Origin of the sequence: Mycobacterium sp. ACS1612, assembly GCF_001667505.1 — a bacterium.
In the GTDB taxonomy this organism is placed as follows: Bacteria; Actinomycetota; Actinomycetes; order Mycobacteriales; family Mycobacteriaceae; genus Mycobacterium.
Genome location: NZ_LZHZ01000033.1, coordinates 48,127 through 67,989, shown reverse-complemented (window position 1 = coordinate 67,989; position 19,863 = coordinate 48,127). Strand labels below are relative to the sequence as shown.

Annotated in this window: 17 protein-coding genes and 3 pseudogenes; 11 read left to right on the top strand and 9 right to left on the bottom strand. The window is 61.8% G+C overall.

What is annotated here, in order from left to right; genetic code table 11:
* Nucleotides 1-274: 274 nt before the first annotated feature.
* From A5724_RS14365 to A5724_RS33065, 7 genes and pseudogenes are all read right to left on the bottom strand, one after another.
* Nucleotides 275-601 (bottom strand): hypothetical protein, encoded by a 327-nt coding sequence (locus tag A5724_RS14365; RefSeq protein WP_232004831.1) that lies wholly within the window; start codon nucleotides 599-601, stop codon nucleotides 275-277.
* A gap of 304 nt (nucleotides 602-905) precedes the next feature.
* Entirely contained in the window at nucleotides 906-1,232 is a 327-nt protein-coding gene (locus tag A5724_RS14360) for a hypothetical protein (protein ID WP_232004830.1), read from the bottom strand.
* A 220-nt stretch (nucleotides 1,233-1,452) separates the two neighbouring features.
* Nucleotides 1,453-1,551: a DUF5709 domain-containing protein gene (locus A5724_RS34570; protein WP_232004838.1), complete on the bottom strand. Its 99-nt coding sequence runs from the start codon at nucleotides 1,549-1,551 to the stop codon at nucleotides 1,453-1,455.
* Complete coding sequence (locus A5724_RS34565; RefSeq protein ID WP_232004842.1) at nucleotides 1,520-1,777, bottom strand: hypothetical protein; 258 nt, start codon at nucleotides 1,775-1,777, stop codon at nucleotides 1,520-1,522. The genes A5724_RS34570 and A5724_RS34565 overlap by 32 nt, the downstream gene beginning before the upstream one ends.
* 335 nt (nucleotides 1,778-2,112) lie before the next feature.
* A pseudogene (trxA, locus tag A5724_RS33075) lies at nucleotides 2,113-2,441 on the bottom strand (thioredoxin).
* A gap of 413 nt (nucleotides 2,442-2,854) precedes the next feature.
* The gene (locus tag A5724_RS34560; RefSeq protein ID WP_232004837.1) at nucleotides 2,855-3,304 is read right to left on the bottom strand and encodes an NAD(P)/FAD-dependent oxidoreductase; all 450 of its coding nucleotides are present in this window, start codon (nucleotides 3,302-3,304) and stop codon (nucleotides 2,855-2,857) included.
* 69 nt (nucleotides 3,305-3,373) lie between these two features.
* Nucleotides 3,374-3,784, bottom strand: a complete 411-nt coding sequence (locus tag A5724_RS33065) for a tryptophanase (RefSeq protein WP_232004829.1) — start codon at nucleotides 3,782-3,784, stop codon at nucleotides 3,374-3,376.
* Nucleotides 3,785-4,880: 1,096 nt separating this feature from the next.
* Here A5724_RS33065 and A5724_RS14335 point away from each other — a divergent pair.
* The 11 genes and pseudogenes from A5724_RS14335 (at nucleotide 4,881) to A5724_RS14290 (ending at nucleotide 15,074) form a co-directional block, all read left to right on the top strand.
* The gene (locus A5724_RS14335) at nucleotides 4,881-6,314 is read left to right on the top strand and encodes an NAD(P)/FAD-dependent oxidoreductase (protein ID WP_067802907.1); all 1,434 of its coding nucleotides are present in this window, start codon (nucleotides 4,881-4,883) and stop codon (nucleotides 6,312-6,314) included.
* 286 nt (nucleotides 6,315-6,600) lie between these two features.
* Nucleotides 6,601-6,999, top strand: coding sequence for a DUF417 family protein (locus A5724_RS14330; RefSeq protein ID WP_232004828.1), 399 nt, complete (start codon nucleotides 6,601-6,603; stop codon nucleotides 6,997-6,999).
* Nucleotides 6,983-8,977 (top strand): glycoside hydrolase family 15 protein, encoded by a 1,995-nt coding sequence (locus A5724_RS14325; protein WP_082965014.1) that lies wholly within the window; start codon nucleotides 6,983-6,985, stop codon nucleotides 8,975-8,977. Before A5724_RS14330 ends, A5724_RS14325 begins: the two co-directional genes overlap by 17 nt.
* A gap of 512 nt (nucleotides 8,978-9,489) precedes the next feature.
* Nucleotides 9,490-10,440, top strand: a pseudogene (locus tag A5724_RS34555) (FAD-dependent oxidoreductase); the annotation flags it as partial.
* Between the two features lie 328 nt (nucleotides 10,441-10,768).
* Nucleotides 10,769-10,996 (top strand): hypothetical protein, encoded by a 228-nt coding sequence (locus A5724_RS34550; RefSeq protein WP_232004836.1) that lies wholly within the window; start codon nucleotides 10,769-10,771, stop codon nucleotides 10,994-10,996.
* A 113-nt stretch (nucleotides 10,997-11,109) separates the two neighbouring features.
* Complete coding sequence (locus tag A5724_RS14305) at nucleotides 11,110-11,499, top strand: RidA family protein (RefSeq protein WP_067802625.1); 390 nt, start codon at nucleotides 11,110-11,112, stop codon at nucleotides 11,497-11,499.
* A gap of 134 nt (nucleotides 11,500-11,633) precedes the next feature.
* Nucleotides 11,634-11,906, top strand: a pseudogene (locus A5724_RS14300) (GNAT family N-acetyltransferase); the annotation flags it as partial.
* Nucleotides 11,907-11,934: 28 nt separating this feature from the next.
* A complete protein-coding gene (locus tag A5724_RS34545) occupies nucleotides 11,935-12,174 on the top strand; it encodes a hypothetical protein (RefSeq protein ID WP_232004827.1) in 240 nt (79 codons plus the stop codon).
* Nucleotides 12,175-12,273: 99 nt separating this feature from the next.
* On the top strand, nucleotides 12,274-12,933 hold the full coding sequence (locus A5724_RS34540; RefSeq protein ID WP_232004826.1) for an MFS transporter: 660 nt from the start codon (nucleotides 12,274-12,276) through the stop codon (nucleotides 12,931-12,933).
* Nucleotides 12,930-13,379 carry a hypothetical protein gene (locus tag A5724_RS34535; RefSeq protein ID WP_232004825.1) on the top strand — a complete coding sequence of 150 codons (450 nt, stop codon included), beginning with the start codon at nucleotides 12,930-12,932 and terminating at the stop codon, nucleotides 13,377-13,379. The genes A5724_RS34540 and A5724_RS34535 overlap by 4 nt, the downstream gene beginning before the upstream one ends.
* 483 nt (nucleotides 13,380-13,862) lie before the next feature.
* A complete protein-coding gene (locus A5724_RS14290) occupies nucleotides 13,863-15,074 on the top strand; it encodes an IS110 family transposase (protein WP_067802619.1) in 1,212 nt (403 codons plus the stop codon).
* A 192-nt stretch (nucleotides 15,075-15,266) separates the two neighbouring features.
* On the opposite strand, the gene A5724_RS14285 is transcribed toward A5724_RS14290, so the two are convergent.
* Both A5724_RS14285 and A5724_RS34185 read right to left on the bottom strand, forming a co-directional pair.
* Nucleotides 15,267-16,127, bottom strand: a complete 861-nt coding sequence (locus tag A5724_RS14285; RefSeq protein ID WP_067802616.1) for a hypothetical protein — start codon at nucleotides 16,125-16,127, stop codon at nucleotides 15,267-15,269.
* 3 nt (nucleotides 16,128-16,130) lie between these two features.
* Nucleotides 16,131-19,664, bottom strand: a complete 3,534-nt coding sequence (locus tag A5724_RS34185; protein ID WP_197518655.1) for a hypothetical protein — start codon at nucleotides 19,662-19,664, stop codon at nucleotides 16,131-16,133.
* Nucleotides 19,665-19,863 lie beyond the last annotated feature (199 nt).

The following is a 19,863-nucleotide window of genomic DNA, read 5'->3' as shown; positions in this document are numbered from 1 at the left end:
GTGTAGTTGGTGTTACCGCGATTAGTGCACGAAGGCCCGAAATTCGATGTGCAGCGGTGGTCCAATCCGCCGAAACAGGTTGCGTCATGTAGTATTCGTGTATTTGCCGATGTGATACGCGGATTTTTCCGTCAGCTGCGGACTTCCAGCGGGAAGTGATGGGCAGAGATCTGCAGGCGGTTTCGCATGTACAGCCGATGTGCCGCTGCGCTATCGCTTCCAACGCCTGAATCCAGTTGGACTCCTTCGCATTGGCGGCGTTTGGCATCAGCGATCACCCAGCGGATGAGTTCGTCGGCAAATCCGTTCCACCTGCTGCCTCTAGTGTGCTCACGTCGTCGATGTACATGTAGTGCCCCGACACGGTCGACCACAGCTCGCGGAAACCAATGATCGATACCGCCGCACCCGAGGAAAGCTCGAACGCGCCGACTAGCCGATATCCCGTCGGCCGAAGCTTGGTGTCAATGAAGTCGATAACGGCGTCGGCGGTCCTCCAGCGCGACCTGAGCAAGAGCATTGCCTCGGCAGCTCGCGCGGTCTCGCCTTCGACGATTTCGCGTATCTGAGCCACGGGGCGTAGGTGAAAGGGCGAGGTCATAGAAGTCTCCATCGTTCGGCTTGGGATCGACCGGGGGCCGCGCGCAGTTGAAGCGAACGTGCCCCGGGCTGCTGCATGACTCGCTCTCGGCTTTCTATGCCGTGGCGGTCGGTTCTCCGTTCCTCAACAGTTTCGGGCTGGAGGCGCAGTGCCTGGATGATCGCGACCAAGACCATCAGTCGACTATCCATCGTCTGAACCATCACCCACCCGAACCGAACAACCGTGACCGCGAGAGAAAACGCTGGGCAAACCAGCGGCTCAGGCTTAATTCGGCGGACTGCTATGCAGCTTCGGCGGCGTTCTACCCGTCGGGGCAGCCGTCGTCGATCCATAGCTCAATCAGATGTATGGAGTCGTCCGGCACCGGGTCGAAACCAACTGGCATGCGGGGAAACTCCGCACCAGGCCCGGAGCCGAACGGCGGCTGCCCCTTCAAAGACAAGATCAAATTCGAGTGCGCTCCGTCACCGAGCACCAGGATCGGTTGTCCGAGCAGCTTCTTAGCGACGAACTCATCCCGAGTGATACCGCGCCAGAAGGCGTGGTGCGGGGGACCTACCTCGGTCCCTGGACCATTGACCGCCGCGTCGAGGATATCGACGACCTCACGAAAGGTGTTGATGCCCACCGGTTCTCCTATCAGGTTGTGGTTGCACCGCCACATGGCGGTGAAATCTAGGCCCGAACTCTTGGACATGTGGTCGGTTGTCGGGCGCGCGGTTACAGGTGAGCCCTTGTCGAGCCATCGCTGCAACAGGGCGATCTGGCTGGTGCTCCCATCGCAGCACGCCGATAACGAACCGCGCGCTTAACCCTGAGTCGCGCGAGGCTAGGCCGATGAGGTGGTGTCATCGGACTCTCCATCGTTGGTCGGCGATGGTGTCCTCATCGGGGATGATAGGCATGGCCGCTTCCTCAGCCGACGCAGCACCGCCGTCGATCCCCACATCGTGGGGCGCGGTAATCGGTAGTGGAATTTCTGGGATCGAGGCCGACGGCGACGAGCCGAGTTGCACGGCTGTCGCCGACCTGATCGTCGATCGGCTCGCCATCGCTATCGGCGCTGTCGCCGATCGCGTCACCATCCCACCGGTCGCTCACGTCAGGCACCTCGCGGGCCAGGCGGCGCGCCAGACTTTCATGGGTGCGCGCTTCGCTGGTGATCAGCCCCATGCCCCCAGCTCTCGGGGGCTTTCCGGGGGTGAATAGCCTTCGTCCAGGTCGATACCAGTCTGTTCCGAGTCCAGGCTCTCTTCTGGTTCGAGCAGATGGGCTGCCACGTCATCGAACTCAGAATTGCCCATCCGTGCTGTCTCCATTCCCTATCGCGGTCTCGCTGCGCATCGCGGTCGACTTTGAGCATGCCGCGCAGCGGGGCGAGCTGTCCTCGCCCGACTACTTCGTTCACCCGGGTGAGACGCCGGCCCTTCTTGTGAAGTCGCTTGGGAGACAACGACAGGAATCGGGATCTTGTGTTGAATTTGGCGCGAACGCTTCTGCCAAGCGTTTCAGAGATAGTCGCTGAGTTCGCTGAGGAGGGCCGATTTCCGCGCGCGCCCACGATGCGCGCGATCGGGTCGCCTCCCTTGAAGACGATCAGGGTAGGGATGGACACCACCTGGTATTGCCGAGCGGTCAGGGGGTTGGCGTCGACGTCGAGCTTGGCGACGGTGAGGCGCTCGACGTTTTCGGCGGCGACTTCTTCAAGTACTCGTGCCACGGCGCGGCACGGACCGCACCATTGCGCCCAGAAGTCCACCAGTACGGGTGTGGCGCTCTCGAGGACATCCGCCATAAATGAGGCATCAGTGACTGTGACCGAATAGGACTGGGTCATTTTCGTGCGGTGTCCTTCCAGACAGTGACATTGGTTGGGGCAGTGCGTGATTGGGCAATCCAGCGCTCCGCCTGGCGGTACCGGCGGTCGATCAGGTCGCCCGTCGAAAACGCCATCTACACGGGTATGGGTGCTCTGGTCGCGGGTCAGGACATAGCCGCGTGCGTCGAGGTCAACCAGTCCCACCAGCAGACCCGAGCGAGGAGTCTGACCGATGGCCACGAACACCGCGGCGAGGCCAATGTCGTACTCCGCGGCGGTGCGCACCCGCCGTACGCGCAGCCCTGTGACGCGGTGTCGGCCCATTATGGCGATCACTTCGGTCGAGTCCAGGACAACGACATTGGGCTGAGCGCGCAACCGGGCAACCATCGCAGTCGACGCGCGCAGTCGGGGCCGATGGTGGATGACCGTCACGCCGCAGCCAACGGCGCAAGAAACAGGGCCTCCTCGATAGCGGCCTCGCCGCTTCCGACGACGGCGACCTCGCAGCTGGCGAACCGATCACCATCGCGTTTAGCGCTGTCGCTGACTCCATTGCCTTGCAGCTCATGCTCTCCGGGCACGTTGAGCGGCCGGTTGACTTCGCCCATCGCAAGGATCAGCGCGGAAGCATGACGCAGGTCGTCGTTGATGGCGATCGACTTGACTTCACCTTCCAGATCGAAGCCGTCGACATCGCCGGTGTGGAACTCGGCGCCGAAACGTTGTGCTTGTGCGCGCATCGCGCGGGCGAGGCTGGGTCTACACACAGGCTGAGAAAAGCTGGGGTAGTTGTCCAACTGCCCCGCGGCCATCAGGGCGCCGCCGCGCAGACGGCCCGCTACCACCAAGGTGTCGAGTCCCGCTCGTGCGGCATAGATCGCCGCGGTGTAGCCGGCGGGACCTGAGCCGACGATGACGACGTCACGAACCCCGGCCTGCGCCCTCCATCAACGCATCACGCTGACGCGGCACCCAGCACCGGCTGTGCGCCGTGCATCGCCACATTGCGCCTGTTGGATTCGCAACGGAACCGGCTCGAGCCGCTGCGTCCACACTTCAGCAAGGATTGCGCGGAGTTGCGGCTCTTCTGGGCTGCCGGCGTACCCTCGTAGCCAGGAAGTAAGCCTATCGAATATCGCGGCCGGCAACGTCATCCGGCTCGACATCACCGCGTTGAGGATCCGCTCGATCGCGAGATGATTTTCCCCGGAGCCCAATTCGACAAACGTCATGGTGCGTTCATGACCCGTCAGACACACATCGACCGCTTCGGCGAGCATCCATGCCATGTCCGCGTCCGAGACGATCGATACGTCAACCGTGGTCGGCGCCGGCAATGACGGCTCAGTCGATCTCACGTCGCAGATGGTGCCAATGCGGCAGTCATCTAGCACCTACCTACCAGGGCGAAAGGAGCTGCGGGCCAATTGGTTTCGCACAGCAAGGCGCAGCGACGCGACCACGAATGAATGCCCAGTTGCCCGCGCGTTTTCCATCAGAGCATCACCACAGCTTGCAGGATGTCGGACTCGCTCAGAAGCGGTCTGTCACAGGCTGGGCATCGAGCGACTCGGTTGAACAGTCGCCGCAGGGCCGTGGGCTGCATCTCGGCCGCAGTGCATCGCGCCGTGTAGTCCAGCGCGTCTAAGTGATCAGCGCACACGTAACCGCACGCATTGCCCTGCGCATCACAGTCGAAGCGTTGACAGTGTCCGACCATGTGAAATTCCACATACGCCACCGCCGGCAAGGCGCACCGGAATCCGTTGTCAAGGAACCCCAGCTCACACTGTGGGGCGAAGTCAAGGCGATGGGTCACGGCGCGAACAACAGCCGGGGTCGTCTTCAGCGGAGTGATGTTTGAGATTAGCTCCGGTGTGGGGCATTCGGCGTCGACGTCTGTACCATGTTCAGGTTTCCTTCCTGCGTTTGGTGAATGGCGGTGGAGGCCGTTGTATTTCATTGCGTGGTCCTTGATCCGGTCGTTGCGTGTGGCGCGTCGTTGTTGTGGCAGCGTGGGGACGGTTGGCGCACGGCTGTTGTCGACGAGGTTTCCGCCGGGCTGGGTGATTGGTCATCACCTTCGGGGCCTGTTCACCCGGGCGATTGCTGCGGCATTGTGGATTTCGTCTCCGAACGCCTCCCTGCGCTGCGGGAGCCCGATGGCGCAGTGATCCAGAACCCGGGCCACAGATCACCCGGGTGATCCTGATCCGCGGGTGATGACCGTTCACCCGACGCGACGACAGGCTCCATCAAAAGAAGCACGGCTCTACGCGAAGCCACCTCCAACACGCCCTGTCCACAGACCGCCACTGCAGACCCGCGGACAAGCGCCGCAAGGGAAGTCCTCGCACCGCGACCAACGGAGATCACATGCGCCCAACCCGAACACGCGCCGGTTCGGTCAAAAACCGCCAGCGCGAAAACGCCGCGCGCCAGCGCGGCTCCATTCTGATCGTCGGTAGCGGATTCGCCGGATTCGAATGTGCACGCCGACTCGACAGGCTGCTACGGCGGCACCGCTCTGCCGCCACCGTGACCCTGGTCTCGCCCGTCGACTACCTGCTGTACACCCCCCTCCTGCCCGAGGTCGCCGGCGGTGCGATCGACCCCCGTTTCGCCACCGTGCCTTTGATCGACATGCTGCCGGGGGTCCGGCTGTTTCGGGCTTATGTCGATTCGGTGGACTTGTCCGCTCGTTCGCTGCGCTGTCGCGACCAGGAGAACAACTCCCATGAGCTCGCGTGGGATCGGCTCGTCCTGACTCCCGGCTCGATCAGCCGCCTGTTCGACATTCCGGGACTGGCCGAGCACGCACGCGGCCTCAAATCGACAGCGCAGGCGCTCTACCTACGCGACCACATCATCGAGCAGTTCGAACTGGCGCGCATCGACGGTGACCGTGAACGCGCGGCCGCACGCAAGACCATCGTCGTCGTCGGATCTTCCTACTCCGGAACAGAACTCATCACCCAGCTATGCGCAATGGCCGCAGTGGCGGCGCACGACTTCAGATTCCAGCCCGGTGACGTCCGGTTGATACTCGTCGAACGCTCAGGAAAGTTGATGCCTGAACTCCCCCACAAGTTGGCCACACGAGCCGAGCAGGAGCTCAGACGGCGTGGCGTACAGACTCTTGTCGGCGTCACGCTTTCGCGGGTTGCGGCCGATCATGTCGTCCTCAGCGACGGAACCCGCATTGGCACTTACACCGTCGCATGGGTAGCCGGCGTGGTCGCCAGCCCGCTTATCGCAGCGACCGGGTTGCCCACTGAAAAGGGCCGACTCCAGGTCCTGTCGGATCTACGGGTGCCCGGTTTCGACGGCGTCTACGCCGGCGGTGACGCCGCGGCCGTGCCCGATGTCACCAACCCTGGAACGATAACGCCGCCAACTGCACAACACGCCAAACGGCAAGGCAAAGTCCTCGCCCAAAACGTAGCTGCGAGTCTGGGTTACGGCCGCGCACGGGAATATCGACACCGCGATTTGGGAACCGTTGTCGATCTGGGTCCTGGGTTCGCCGTTGCAAATCCGCTCAACATTCCGCTGTCAGGGTTTGCCGCGAAACTCGTAACCCGGCTCTATCACTTGTATGCCATTCCGCGTAATGCAAACAGGTGGGCCGTCGCACTGGGATACCTCACCAACATTCTGTTTACCCGGCCGCTGGTGTCGATCGGGTTGGCCCAGCCGGCGGTGGCACGGTTCTCGGCCAGCGAGGAATTCATGCCAGCATCCGCGGCGATGCGCCCGAGTGACAAGCAGATGTACGCCGATGACCTGCGCTACCAAAAGGCGTCCGAGGCGTCGGCCTCTCACCCGGGTGAAATACGCGGCCGGGTCAAGACAATTCACCCCATGCGGACCGATGGTTATCGGTGATCCAACCCAATACGGGCAACACCGAGTCCACCTCAACCTTATGCGCCACCAGACAGGGATGGTTCGGCAGGGCCACAGCGGCGCAATGAGATATGAGCGGAGACAGCATGTCACACGATCAAGCAACCGGCAGGATGGCTGATGAGCTGAGAAGCTCCCGAACGACCGACATCGCGGCACTCGTCGCCCGCTATGCGCTGGTCATAGTCACCGCGTGGTTCGGCGCTATGAAGTTCACTTCCTCTGAGTCCCAAGGGATTTCACATTGAGTGATAATAGCCCCCCTTTGAGCTGGCTCTACAACATCATGTCCATCGACGGCTTTGGCCGATTGACCGGATCAATAGAGTTGATTGTCGCCGCACTGTTGGCCGTCAAGCCGTGGTTCCCGAAGGCTTCCGTAGTGGGCGCGGTCATCGCCTGGCTGTTCTTCGTGACCACGCTGAGTTTCATGATCACGACCCCTGGCGTCGGTGAAGCTTCTGCCGGTGGGTTTCCCGTTTTGTCCGCCGACGGGGGGTTCTTGATGAAGGACGGCTCATCGCTGTGGCTGCTTGCGGACGCATCGACGCAACCCGCAGACGTACATTGGTCACAACCAAACGTTCTGACATTCGCCACTCATCCTGACCTTGCCACCGTGCGATCATCAGACGATCCGGTTGCGTATGAACCGAAGCGTTGACGTGTCGCAAGTGCCGGACACCGGTGCGGTTCCCGACATCGCGACCGCGCCCAGCCGAAATCCGTTCCCGCCCATCGCCGACTACGCGTTCCTGTCAGACTGCGAGACCACCTGCCTGATCTCGTCGGCAGGGTCGGTGGAGTGGATGTGCGTACCCCGCCCGGACTCGCCCAGCGTGTTCGGCGCACTCCTTGATCGGTCGGCCGGCCATTTTCGGCTCGGCCCCCACGGGGTGTCGGTGCCGGCCGCACGGCGCTATCTGCCGGGCGGCCTGATCGTGGAAACCACCTGGCAGACGCGAACGGGCTGGCTCATCGTGCGCGACGCGCTTGTGATGGGCCCCTGGCATGACGTCGGGTCGCGGTCACCCACCTATCGCCGCACCCCAATGGACTGGGCCGCCGAGCACACCCTGCTGCGCACTGTGCGCTGCGTCAGCGGCACCGTCGAGCTGGTGGTGAACTGCGAACCATCGTTCGACTACAACCGCGCCGGCGGCAGTTGGCGATACCCCACCCCCGCTTACGGCGAGGCCGTTGCGCAGGCCCAGACAGATCCTGACACACACCCGAAACTCACGCTCACGACCAATCTGCGGCTGGGTCTCGAGGGCCGCGAGGCCCGCGCCCGTACACGGATGAAGGAGGGCGACAACGTCTTTGTCGCGCTGTCCTGGTCCGAACAGCCGCCGCCGCAGACCTACGAGCAGGCCACCCACAAGATGTGGCAGACCGGCGAAATGTGGCGGGAATGGATCAATATGGGCAACTTCCCCGACCACCCGTCGAGGTCATATCTAGAACGCAGTGCGCTGACGCTGAAAGGGCTGACGTACTCGCCTACCGGCGCGCTGCTGGCGGCGAGCACCACGTCGTTGCCACAAGCCCCACGCGGGGAACGGAACTGGGACTACCGCTACGCGTGGGTGCGCGATTCGACGTTCGCTCTGATGGGCCTATACAAGCTGGGCCTGGACCGCGAGGCCGACGACTTCTTCTCGTTCATCGCCGACGCGTCCTACGCCAACGACGGTGGACGTCGTCCGCTGCAAGAGATGTACGCCGTCGGCGGAGAGCGGGAACTGGTCGAGGAGGAGCTGCCCCATCTGACGGGGTATGACGGAGCCCGCCCCGTGCGGGTCGGCAACGGCGCCTACAAGCTGGAGCAGCACGACATTTGGGGCACGATTCTCGAAACGGTGTATGTGCATGCCAAATCACGCGAAGACATACCAGAAATATTGTGGCTCATGCTCAAGCAGCAGGTCGAGGAGGCGATAAAGCACTGGCGCGACCCCGACCATGGCATCTGGGAGATCCGCGGCGAACCGCAGCATTTCACATCGTCGAAGATCATGTGCTGGGTCGCGCTCGACCGTGGCGCGAAACTGGCCGAGCTGCAGGGTGAAAAGTCGTACGCACAGACTTGGCGCGCGATCGCCGAAGAGATCCGGGCCGACGTCTTGCAAAACGGCGTCGATTCCCGCGGTGTGCTCGTTCAACGCTATGGCTCCGACGCGCTGGACGCGTCATTGCTGCTGGCCGTGCTGACCCGCTTCCTGCCGGCCGACGACGCGCGGATACATGCCACCGTGCTGACGATTGCCGATGAGCTCACCGAAGACGGATTGGTGCTGCGCTACCGCGTCAAGGATACCGACGACGCATTGGCCGGTGAGGAAGACGCATTCATCATCTGCTCGTTCTGGCTGGTCTCGGCGCTGGCGGAAATCGGTGAGGTCACCCGCGCAAGGCGACTGTGTGAGCGGCTGCTGTCGTTCGCCAGCCCGCTGAACCTCTACGCCGAGGGGATCCAGCCGCGCACCGGCCAGCATCTGGGCAACTTCCCCCAAGCGTCTACCCACCTCGCACTGATCAACGCTGTCACGCACGTCATCCGATCCGAACAAGCGTCAGAACGCGCCGGGGCTTTCCGCGCCAGCCACCGCGCCACACATTCGGCGCGTCGGAGCCGCTGAAACAACTGCACGTCGAGTTCGGCCTTACCCCCCGACCGGATAGCGCAGGTTGCGCGCGATCGCCTGGCCGCGCTCAGGCGGCGATAGCCCACAACGCCTCTTTCAAGCCGCCCGGGCGTCCGACCCCGACCCACTGCCAGGGTCAGTGCTATCGACGCGAAGGCAACGAGCCGACCTGTGTGCGTGTCGCTTTCTTCTGGCTCGAGGAAATGAGCCTCGAGATCGCCACCGGCGCAGTCTCCATTCCGTTTCTGACTGGTCACACCCGCGGAGCGAAATCTCCCGCTCTGCAAGGACAACAGAACGCATCTGCGGAGCGGTCACCCGAGCACGGGAACTCGGCTTGCGATGACCCATCCGGCTCTACGCCCCTTCAGGGACAAACCATCTTCAGGATCACCTGGGTGAACATGCAGTGAGGGTGATGATCAGTCACCCCACCAGACGCGAACCTGAATCGGACCCCAGCACACCGGCCTGCTGAACCTGCCACAGCCTGTGTCCGCGCCGCTGTGCACTTCGGCTTGAATGCTCTGATTCACAATCGAATACAACGCAACAGATCACCGGAAAGGAGCCCTGATGTGACTGCCGAAACCTTCGACGTGGTCGTCGTAGGCGGCGGGGTGGGCGGGGTGGCCACCGTGCGCAAGCTTGCCTCGGCCGACCTAGCGGTAGCACTTGTCGAGGATCGGCTGGTCGGTGGGGAGTGTCAGTACTTCGGCTGCAACCCGAGCAAAACATTCCTTCGACCGATCGAGGTGTTCAACCTGGCCAAGGCTGTTCCTGATGTGCGAGAGGTCATTTCGAACGAGGGACCGGATCTCGCGGCCGTCTTCGCCAAGTGCGACTGGATGATCGAGCACCTCTCCGATGACGACCGAACAGCATCGCTGCGCCAAGCCGGCGTCGCCGTCTTTCACGGCATCGGCCGGCTGAACGGCGAACGAACCGTGCGCGTAGCGCATAACGATGACACCGAATCCGTTCTGAAGGCACGCCACGCGGCTGTGCTGTGCACCGGAACTCGGCCCACCGTACCGGACATACCAGGGTTGGCCCAGGCGCGCGCGTGGACCAACCGCGAGTTGACGACCATGACACACGTACCACCGCGCGCGCTGGTGGTGGGAGGTGGTCCGGGCGCCGTCGAAGCCGCGACGATCCTGACCGGTTTGGGTTCGGACGTAACGCTTCTCGTACGTGAGTCCGCCGTGCTGTGCGGCTGCGAGCCCGAAGTCCGCGACATAGTCGCACAGTCACTCCGAAACAGCGGTGTCAAAATTCATTTCGACACCGAGTTGTCCTCGGTAGCACGTCCCGGGGTCGGTGACCCCGTCACCGCAACCTTTCACGGCCAAACCCTCAAGGTTGACGAGATCGTGCTAGCCGCGGGACGATTGGTCAACACCGACGACGTCGGGCTGGAGTCTGTTGGCCTTCCGGGCGGGGAGTTCGTTTCGGTGAACGACCATCTGCAGGCGGTCGGCGTTACCGGCAGCTGGCTCTACGCTCTGGGCTACACCACTGGGCGTGCGCGGCTGTCCCATATCTCCACCTACCACGACCGCCTGGTGGCCGAGATCATCGCGGCCCGCGCGGCGGGGCGAGAACTCACCGACAACGAGTTGGCCGCCCGCGATGCAGGCACCCTCGCACAAGTCATCTTCACTGAACCGCAAATAGTCAGGGTCGGGCGCACAGAGAGTCAGGCCCGAGCAGACGGATACGTTTTCCGGACGCGAACCGCTCACTACCCGGGCACGTTGCGGTTTCTGCGCCTTTACCGGGATGGTTTCCACGGATGGAGCGAAGCTGGTCATCGACGCCGGAACCAACACCTTACTCGGAGCGACGTTCGTCGGCCCGCAGTTCTCGGAACTGGCTCAAGCAGCGACCTTTGCTGTCCTCGCAAAAGTCCCAGTCAGCCTTCTGCGCCATGCTGTCGCACCCCATCGGACCATCAACCAGGTGTGGGACCTGCTGCTCGCCGAGGAGTCCGACCTTGGTCATTATTGAGAACCCGAGCCATGAGTGCCGACGTGTACGAAGTGAAACGCCCTACGTACCAACACCGTTAGACATCGGCCCTCGCCCCGCTGACCGACGAGAAACATGCAAGGAGTCCGAAGATGACCACCGTTAGCCCGATCCACACCGGCGTGGCGTCACACATCGGCAACTATGCCGACGCGGTGGCCGTATCCGCTGGCTGTACACAGATTTTCGTCTCCGGAACCCCAGGATTGCGCGAGGACGGCACCCCACCGGAGGATTTCACCGACGAAGCCCGGCAGTGCTGGGTCAACGTCGAAATGGCGTTGGAGAAGGCCGGCGCCAAACTCACCGACATCGTCTACATGCGCCAATGGCTCACCAGCCGTGACCATGTGTCGGCCTACCTGTCGGTGAGCAGGGAGGTGATCACACACCAGCCCGCCGCCATGCTCAGCGTCATTGACGGGCTGGTGTGGCCCAACCTGCGGGTGGAAGTCGAAGCCATCGCCATCCTGCCGACGTGATCGGTTGCCCCGTGCGGATCAAGTGAAACATGTTTCCGTACAGACCTATTCGCAGCGATATACATACGACACAGAAGGGCTTTCGTCAGTTCAGTCATGCAAGTCATCTATAACGACAGCGAGGTTGCTATCAGGGAGTGATCGACGGCCAAGTCGTCGGCGCCGTGCATTACCGGCGCATCGGCAGTCGCATCGTCATCCGCCACGCAGTCATCGAGCCCAAGTTCCGCGGCGACGGTCTGGGAACACAGTTGGTCCGAATCGTCCTCGATGGTGTACGTGAGCGTGGTGAACGAATCACCAACTACTGCGGATTCGTCGCCGCCTTCATTGCCGACAATCCCGAATACCAGAGCATCGTGGACGCCGTCCGTCCCGGCGTGACTGCTCCGGCCACCCATCAGTAGCGGTGCGCTGGGTCGTCACGCCGTGGGGATGGACGTGAGGATCCGCGCCGCCGTCCCGACCAGTCGGGTCATGGTGGTGGCCGTGATGGTGTCGATGGCCGCCTTCCTCGACAGCACAGTGGTGAACTTGGCGCTGTCGGCCACCACACGCGATCTTGGCGGCGGGATGGGCCTGCAGCAGTGGGTCATTGACGGATACCTCCTGGCACTGGGCGCCATGATCCTGCCCGGCGGGTCGATCTCCGATCTTTCGGTCGAGTGCGGATAATGCGCTTCGGGCTGCTGGCCTTCGGAGTCGGTTCGATACTGGCCGCAACCGCGCCGTCGCCGGCGATCCTGGTCGCCGACCGCGTCGGTCAAGGTGCGGGTGCGGCCTTTTTGGCCTGGCTCGCTGGCGATGATCAACGCCGCATTCGACAACGCCCGCAAGTCAGCGGCTATCGGCAAGTGGACCGCATGGACCGGCACCGCGTTCGCGTTCGGCCCGCTGATCGGTGGGCTGGCCGTGGACTTCCTCAGCTGGCGGTGGATCTATGCACTCTCGGCCATCCCGATGGTCATCGGTTTTGCCTTGACGTTTTCGATGTGCCCCATGTCCGAGCCGTCCAGGACCGCTCACGTCGACATCGCCGGCGGGTTGTTGTCGGCGGCGGGCTTGGCCGCCACCGTGTACGCGCTCATCGAATCCCAGCGACGAGGCTGGCTCGACCCTGCAGTGAGCGGGTCTTTCATCGTCGGCGCCGTCGCACTCATCGGATTCGTCCGATGGCACCGCCGCGCACCGCACCCGATGCTGCCCTTGCAGTTGTTCAGCAGTCGCAATTTCGCCGGGGGCAATCTCGCGACCGCGTTCATCTACGGAGGACTGGCGCTGGGGTCGTTGATCATCGCGCTCTACACCCAGGAAGTCGTCGGCTATTCGGCAACCGCGGCAGGGCTGACCACTCTGCCGATCCCGATCCTGTCGTTTCTTTTTGCCCGCCAGGTCGGCAATGCCGCCACCCGCATCGGCCCGCGATATTCGTGATCGCCGGTCCGATGATCGCAGGGGCCGGGTTGTTGCTTATCCGGCTCTCGGCCCAGGGTTTCCACGTCGCGTTACAGCTGTTGCCTGGAACGACGCTCCTTGCAACGGGATTGGTCTTCACAGTCACCCCGTTGACCTCCATCTGCATGTTGGCGGTTGACTCGATGCACGGCGGCATGGCCTCAGCGATCAACAACGCCGTTGCGCGATTGTCGGGACTGATCGCGGTGGCGTGCATGAGGCTGATCGCCGCCGGCACGCTGACCGACGCAAGCTTTGCACGGCTCCTTCACGTCAGTGCGGTGCTCTTTATCGTCGGAGCGGTGGTCTGCGCGGTCACGATCACCAACCCTGTGGTCTCGTCCGAACTGGTGCCGTGTGAGGTCGCGGCCCTGTGCCGCGATCGGGCTGGTGCCCAGCCTGCCCTCGCCAGCGGCTGCGTGTAAACGCCTCACACGCTGGGACTTTGGCACATTTATCCGGAGAGGCGGCGCAATCGAAGACTGTTCACCGAAACCGCTGCCAGAAGGCGTGCACGTCTCAGAAGTCTTGCTATTTATTGTAGGTTCTCAATTTGCGTGGCGGATGGCGATGTCTCTACCTGCAGGTTTGCAAGATTCTCAACGAAATGGCGGATGCGTTTTTCTCATTTTCGTGGCGGATCCTAATGGGATTTGATCAGCGTGCCGTTGACGGGTTTGGACCCGTGATCGAGCGAAGCTGATCACCGAGCCGCCAGCCGGTGAGCACTCGCGGGTCCGGGAGCGTTGTTTGATTCCTAGTTCTAGATCGTGCCCCGGCCGGTTGGTGAGGTCACCTGAAGCACTGGTGGGATGTTGTGCCGCTCGAGCACTGATCCATTAGGTTGTCGCCGGGTGTCCTCGGGCTCGACAGTGGTTGCACCACACGACAAGTCGAGGAGGGAGCCGATGATCTTCGTGGGCGACGATTGGGCCGAAGACCATCACGACGTGCATGTGATGGATGAGGCCGGGCGGCGGCTGGCGTCGCGCCGACTACCGGAAGGACTCAACGGCATCAGCGAACTCCATGCGCTGATCGGCGAACGCACCGAGGAACCCGATCAAGTGGTGGTGGGCATCGAAACGGACCGCGGCCTGTGGGTGGCGGCACTTGTTGCCGCCGGATATCAGGTGTACGCGGTCAACCCGCTGGCGGTGGCCCGCTACCGCGACCGCCACCACGTCTCGGGCGCCAAATCTGATGCTTCCGACGCCAAACTGCTGGCCGACCTGGTGCGCACCGACCGGCACAACCATCGCAGCGTCGCCGGCGACAGCGCCGATGCCGAGGCGATCAAGGTGCTCGCCCGGGCCCATCAAAGCCTGCTCTGGACCCGCATCCGCCATACCAATGCCCTGCGGAACGCGCTGCGCGAGTATTACCCCGCCGCGCTGCAGACTTTCGACGATCTAGCCCACCGCGATGCCATGGGGGTGCTCGACCGCGCACCTAGCCCCGAGCAGGCAGCTCGATTGTCCTTGGCGGCGATTCAATCAGCGCTCAAACGTGGTGGGCGCCAACGGAACATCGCCGAGCGCGCCCGAGAGATCCACGCCACGCTGCGCACCGATCAGCTGACCGCCCCGGCCCCCATCAGTGCCGCGTTCGCGGCCACCACCCGCGCCACCGTGGCCATCATCGCCGAGATCAACCGCCAGATCAGCGACCTCGAAGCAACACTGGCACAGCATTTTGAGACACACCCGGACGCCGACATCTACCTCTCCCTGCCAGGACTTGGTGTCATCCTCGGCGCCCGGGTGCTCGGTGAGTTCGGGGACGACCCGAACCGCTACACCGACGCCAAGTCTCGCAGAAACTACGCCGGCACTTCACCATTGACCATCGCCTCAGGCAAGAAACGCGCGGTACTGGCGCGCCACGTGCGCAACCGCCGTCTATATGACGCGATCTACCTCTGGGCGTTTTGCGCCCTGTCCACCAGTCCCGGCGCCCGCGCCTACTACGACCGGCACCGCGCGGCCGGGAACACACACCATCAAACGCTCCGCGCCCTGGGCAACCGTCTCGTGGGCATCCTGCACGGCTGCCTGAGCCACCACGAAACCAACGACGAAAACACCGCCTGGGCCCACCGCCAAGCGGCCGCCGCTTGACGACTTACCACCGTGGGATGTCTAGAACCGTACGATCGTGCAACTATGTCACCGGCGGGAGAGCGCAATTGAGCACAAATCGAACGCAGCTGTCGCCGCCGGTAAGTAATCGATTCACGGCCGAGTAGAAGGTCCAGATGGTTTAGCCGGCACGCGAACGCGGCTTCAGTTCCTCCCACAGGTGGACAGTTGCTACGTTTTGCTTCGTTCGGTTCTGTTCGAATCCGTCGTGCGCCGTGCGTGTTGCGGTTCCCCGTCGGGAAAGCCACCCGGCAGAGGTGGCATATCTAAGCCCGCTCGGCGGTCACGCAGGCGAAGAAGCTGACTTAACAAGTGCAGCGCTTGTAGCGGGAAGTAGATCGTCATCTCCTCACGCGCGGTCATCTTGTAGAAGGAATGTTTCCCCTGCCCAGTCGCGACCTTCTCGCGGTGGAGAAATCCATGGTGCGCCCACGGACGAGCATGTGCGAAGCCTGAGGCGATCTGCCAGTCGCTGAAAACCGGCAGATCGGTGAACTCCGCGCCTTCCTTGATCGGTACGGTGACGCTGAAGCCTGACGTGGCGATTCCCGCGTCGATACCACCTGATACGGCCACCGTCCGTACCTCGTCCAACGCCGAGCGGTTTCTAGCGCGCGCGGCGGTCGCGTCGCGGCCTGTTCTAACGAGGAAGTTCTCGAAATCGTGGTAATTGCGTGAATGCCAACGCAATACCCGTTCGAGGCGAACGCTCCTCTTGCGTGGTCCAAGTATCCACAGTCCCGTTGCGGTGTTCTCTAGAGCGGTCCGTGCAAGCGTCGTACTTACGGCGAGGTGCTGTTGCTGCGCGTCATGTACCGCAACCTTGATTCCGTGGAGCTGGTCGACCGTCGTGTTTACGATGTGTCGAATTGCGTGGCTTATCTCGAAGGGGTGAGCTGCGCGGTCATCGCCCGCCAAGGAGCTTCCCGGTGCTACTACAAAATCGTTGATATCACCGATCCGTTCGGCGAGCCGTTCTACCGCCGCGGCGAATTCGCCCCACTTCGCTCCGATCGCTTGATCGGTCCCCATTACTTACAAACCTTGAGCACTGCGTAAACTCCCGTTCTGGGCTCCTGCGTTATCAATCAGTTCGTTCAGCTTCGCCACTGGAATGATTTGATACGGAGAGCTGAAGCGTGCTGACAACAGGTCGACGTCGACGACAATCAGTGCGGTGACGCTTGGATCATCAGCGCGGATGCCCAACGACTGCAACACTTCCGGCAAGTGTCTGACTACGAACCGATGACGCGCTCTGAGCCGTTCGACGGCTGATCCTTGACCTTCGATCAAGGCCGCAATTTCATTGGCCATCTCCCGCGGCGTGCGTGCGACCAGAAGTGCCTTCGCTTCAACTAGGTACAGAGTCTGCGACGGTTCGTGGAACGCGACGATGTCGATATCGCCGAGGTTCCGCTCTTCGATGTTCCTAAAGTCTAGGTTCCCGAGGCGACGTACCCGACGGTGGACGGGATCGCACCACCGATCAAATTCCTCTGCGACGCGCGACTCAAACCTGGTGCCCTTCCGGTCCTTTGCGGCACTAAGCGCGGCTTTCATGGCCGAGGTTCTAGCTTTCAAGCGACCTGAAACGTACTGCCCGTGCAGTTCGAAGGAAGTGCGCAGCGTGTTGCGATGTCCGAACATTACGTAGTCGACCCCCTTCGACACGTAGGCGATCAGTGGTCGTCGCAGATACGAGCGAGCGCGGTTGTAGCGCCACGGAAAGACTTCGGATCCGAGCGCCCAGAAATCGGCTTCGCGCGTCATCGTCAGCTCATCCAAGAGGGCAGTAATCTTCTCGTCGTTCCAGGCGAACTTGGACTCCATACGTTCTCTGATGGCCTGCACGGTCAACACGCCAACGTCCTGCTGATCGCGTTCAGTGGACAGATTGATCAATTCGCTTGTAAACAAGGCTAATTCAGTAAACGAAAATCCCCACTCGACTGCGGCGAGGCTGTCCGCCAGCGGGAAATCATCGTCTGCAGAGTCGTCATGGTTCGGATCCCATGTCTCCTGCCGAGCCGCATCATCGATGACCGACTGCGCATTCGCACTCATTAGACTCTGCAGGCCTTGGACATATCGGTCATCGTCACGACCGATGCCGAGGCGACCTGACGGAAGGATCGAAAGTTCTACGTGTGACAGTCCGGTGTGGATGGCGTCGGAGAGAAACCCCTTGTTAACGATCTCAGAAGCGATTCCGAGCAATGAGTCGTATTTTTCGAGCGTCGGCACCGCGATTGACCCGGGCTGTATCGCAGAGACCAACTCTATGAGGAATCGCGACGCTACCGAAGCCGTGGTGGTCTTCGCGATTCGCTTGGCGAGATCTTGAACATCCTGAGAATCTTGACCGAAGCACGCCAATGTCGACGGGTATCTAACGCGCTCAACGTAGTGATGGTGCAGTAGTGATTCGTTGGCGCAGATCAGGTACTCCAGTAGCGCCGCACCGTCGTAGGCAGTCAAATCCGTCATGAGTCGTTCACGCAAGTAGGCGACGACTTCGTTGTTCAGCAGGGCAGTGCGCTCGCTCGACGGGACAGCTCCAACCGGACGTCCGCAGTCGAGGCGCAAGTGAGCGCCCAATTCGTCGAGGAGCTTTGAGATGACAGCACCAGAGACAGTTCTATCGGGCGGCAGCGCGCCTGGCCACGCGATCAGATCAACGTCTGACTGCACGATGTGCAACATGCGTCGCTCCCCTGGCGGTACCAGCACTTCCAGTAACGGATCGGACTCGTGATCTGGATGCGACATACCGGCAAGGTGCCGCAATGAAGAGAGCATCACGGCAACAAGATCGCGGTCGAGTGCATTTGGGACCGACGACCTTTCGGGCTTGGAGGGAGCCTTGAACTCGAATGTCACGTCTTTGCCGTCCACGTCTGCGCCGCGTCGTATCCATCGATCGTCGTCGCCGCCGGAGAACTCGGTCTCGAGAAGAAGCAACTGAACTTCGTGTCCGAACGTCGAGAACAGCTCAGGCTCCGCCTGATAGATCTGGTAAGCCCAGTACGTCGACGATTCAGCGATCGATCTGAGCCGAATACCGTCCACGTTAGAACTCGCCCGAAGTTCTACCCAGATCGTAAAGTCGGGGAACTCCGCCGAAAAGATTACGCGAGGCGGCGCGAAGACCTCACAAACCGATGTGGAAGCACCATGAACTAGAAAGGACTCGTGAACTACGTTGGCGATGTGTACGAACCGTCGCCCCAACCGCTGCGAAATCTTGACTCGAAGGGCCTCAGAATAGTCCGACTCAACAACGAGCGCCGTCGGAGGCGGTGAGTCGTCCCCAGCATAGAACGACTCATCATTCTCCTCGTAGAGGCCGTAGAGATCCGCGAGGCCGCTATGCAGCACAGTTGTGTCGTTATCGTTCAGCCGATCGAGGGCTTCGGCAAAATACCAAAGGCTCAGCTTGTGGGTGCCCGAAGTGAAGAGGATCGTCTCAAGGTCCTCAAAAGTCGTACATAGATGGTGGTCCTCGTTCGGTGTCAACAGGTTGAAATCTCTGCCCAACATCCAGAACACGTCCACCGTTAGCCTTCGCTCGCCAGTGTCCGCCAGCTGCGCAGGCGGCGCGGCGACAGTGAGAGGATCGGCGAATACCGCGCTGCTCGACGCTTCGAGACTCGGGATATGACTCCGAATCTCCAGCACCTTGTCGGTGTCAATTGCGCCGCGCAGCAAGGTCAGGCCGGTAGAGATTTCTTCCGTTGGGTCGTCGTCGAACAACGACTCGCACAAGTTGCGGGTTAGGTGTGCGGCGTGCGCAGTCAGCGCCTCCTGCAACTGGGCGTGGCAATCGCATCTCGTTGCCTCTAAACAAATCGCATGGCGCAGAGTCACCATCAACTCATGCGGCGCCGCGATAACCACGTTCCCAGCGCGCGTGCGCACGAATGGGTGTGAGATGAGGCTCTCGTCGGGTTCATTGCCGTCCCACGCCGGCAGAACGTCCGAATCGACGAAGAACATGCTGTTCAGGTAGGCGACCAGAGCGCCTGGCAGTCCTTCAAAGAACTCGTCCTCGTCGAACGTAAGTGCACGCGCTAGCGTCGGACAGCTCCCATCGTCAATGGTCAGGCAGGAAGACGGGGATGGCGCAGTCGAATAGCGCTCGAGCATCATGTGCGCCGCCAGATTGTCACTTGTCATGAGAAGTAGGAGGGCGCATGCCTGCACATTGCGGACGAACTCGCTCGGGAAGCGTTGCCGATGGCGGCCAAAGATCGCGGGAAGTAGATGTCGTACCACTACGCCGGCGTCAGTGTTGAGACCCTCAAGAACGAGGTAGGTCTGCTCGAAGAAAGGCACTTCAACAGCGATGAACCCGCCGAAAACCGACCGCATTTGCGACAAAGCCCTGCCTTCACGAGACTCATAGTCAGCGATAATGGCAGGCGCGTCGGTATGTGAGCGGTCTCGTGCTGCGAACGAAGCGAGTCGACTCAGCGCATTAAGGTAATGCAGATTACCGGGAACAAGTTGAAGCGCGACGACACCTGCCAATGGGTCGACGTCACCGACTGACACGTCCCCCTGCACGCTGTCACCACCTCATCGCAGCTATCACGAGTTGGAAGCTACTCCAAGACACCGACAGATGCCGCTGCCGTCCGCCGATAATTGCGCCATATGTTAGTGTTTTGCATTAGCGATACTAATGTGATTGCGGAATCATCAGCACTACTTGTTGCCGACTCGGGCAAGGGAGGCACTCGCAACCGCTTCGGTGTCGCTGCTG

Excerpts from the sequence above, each read along its gene's own strand:
- A5724_RS14365 (WP_232004831.1), bottom strand. The coding sequence starts at position 601 with ATGACCTCGCCCTTTCACCTACGCCCCGTGGCTCAGATACGCGAAATC.
- A5724_RS34565 (WP_232004842.1), bottom strand. The coding sequence starts at position 1,777 with ATGGGGCTGATCACCAGCGAAGCGCGCACCCATGAAAGTCTGGCGCGC.
- A5724_RS14325 (WP_082965014.1), top strand. The coding sequence starts at position 6,983 with ATGAACCGAAGCGTTGACGTGTCGCAAGTGCCGGACACCGGTGCGGTT.
- A5724_RS34550 (WP_232004836.1), top strand. The coding sequence starts at position 10,769 with ATGGTTTCCACGGATGGAGCGAAGCTGGTCATCGACGCCGGAACCAAC.
- A5724_RS14305 (WP_067802625.1), top strand. The coding sequence starts at position 11,110 with ATGACCACCGTTAGCCCGATCCACACCGGCGTGGCGTCACACATCGGC.
- A5724_RS34545 (WP_232004827.1), top strand. The coding sequence starts at position 11,935 with ATGGACGTGAGGATCCGCGCCGCCGTCCCGACCAGTCGGGTCATGGTG.
- A5724_RS14290 (WP_067802619.1), top strand. The coding sequence starts at position 13,863 with ATGATCTTCGTGGGCGACGATTGGGCCGAAGACCATCACGACGTGCAT.
- A5724_RS14285 (WP_067802616.1), bottom strand. The coding sequence starts at position 16,127 with ATGGGGACCGATCAAGCGATCGGAGCGAAGTGGGGCGAATTCGCCGCG.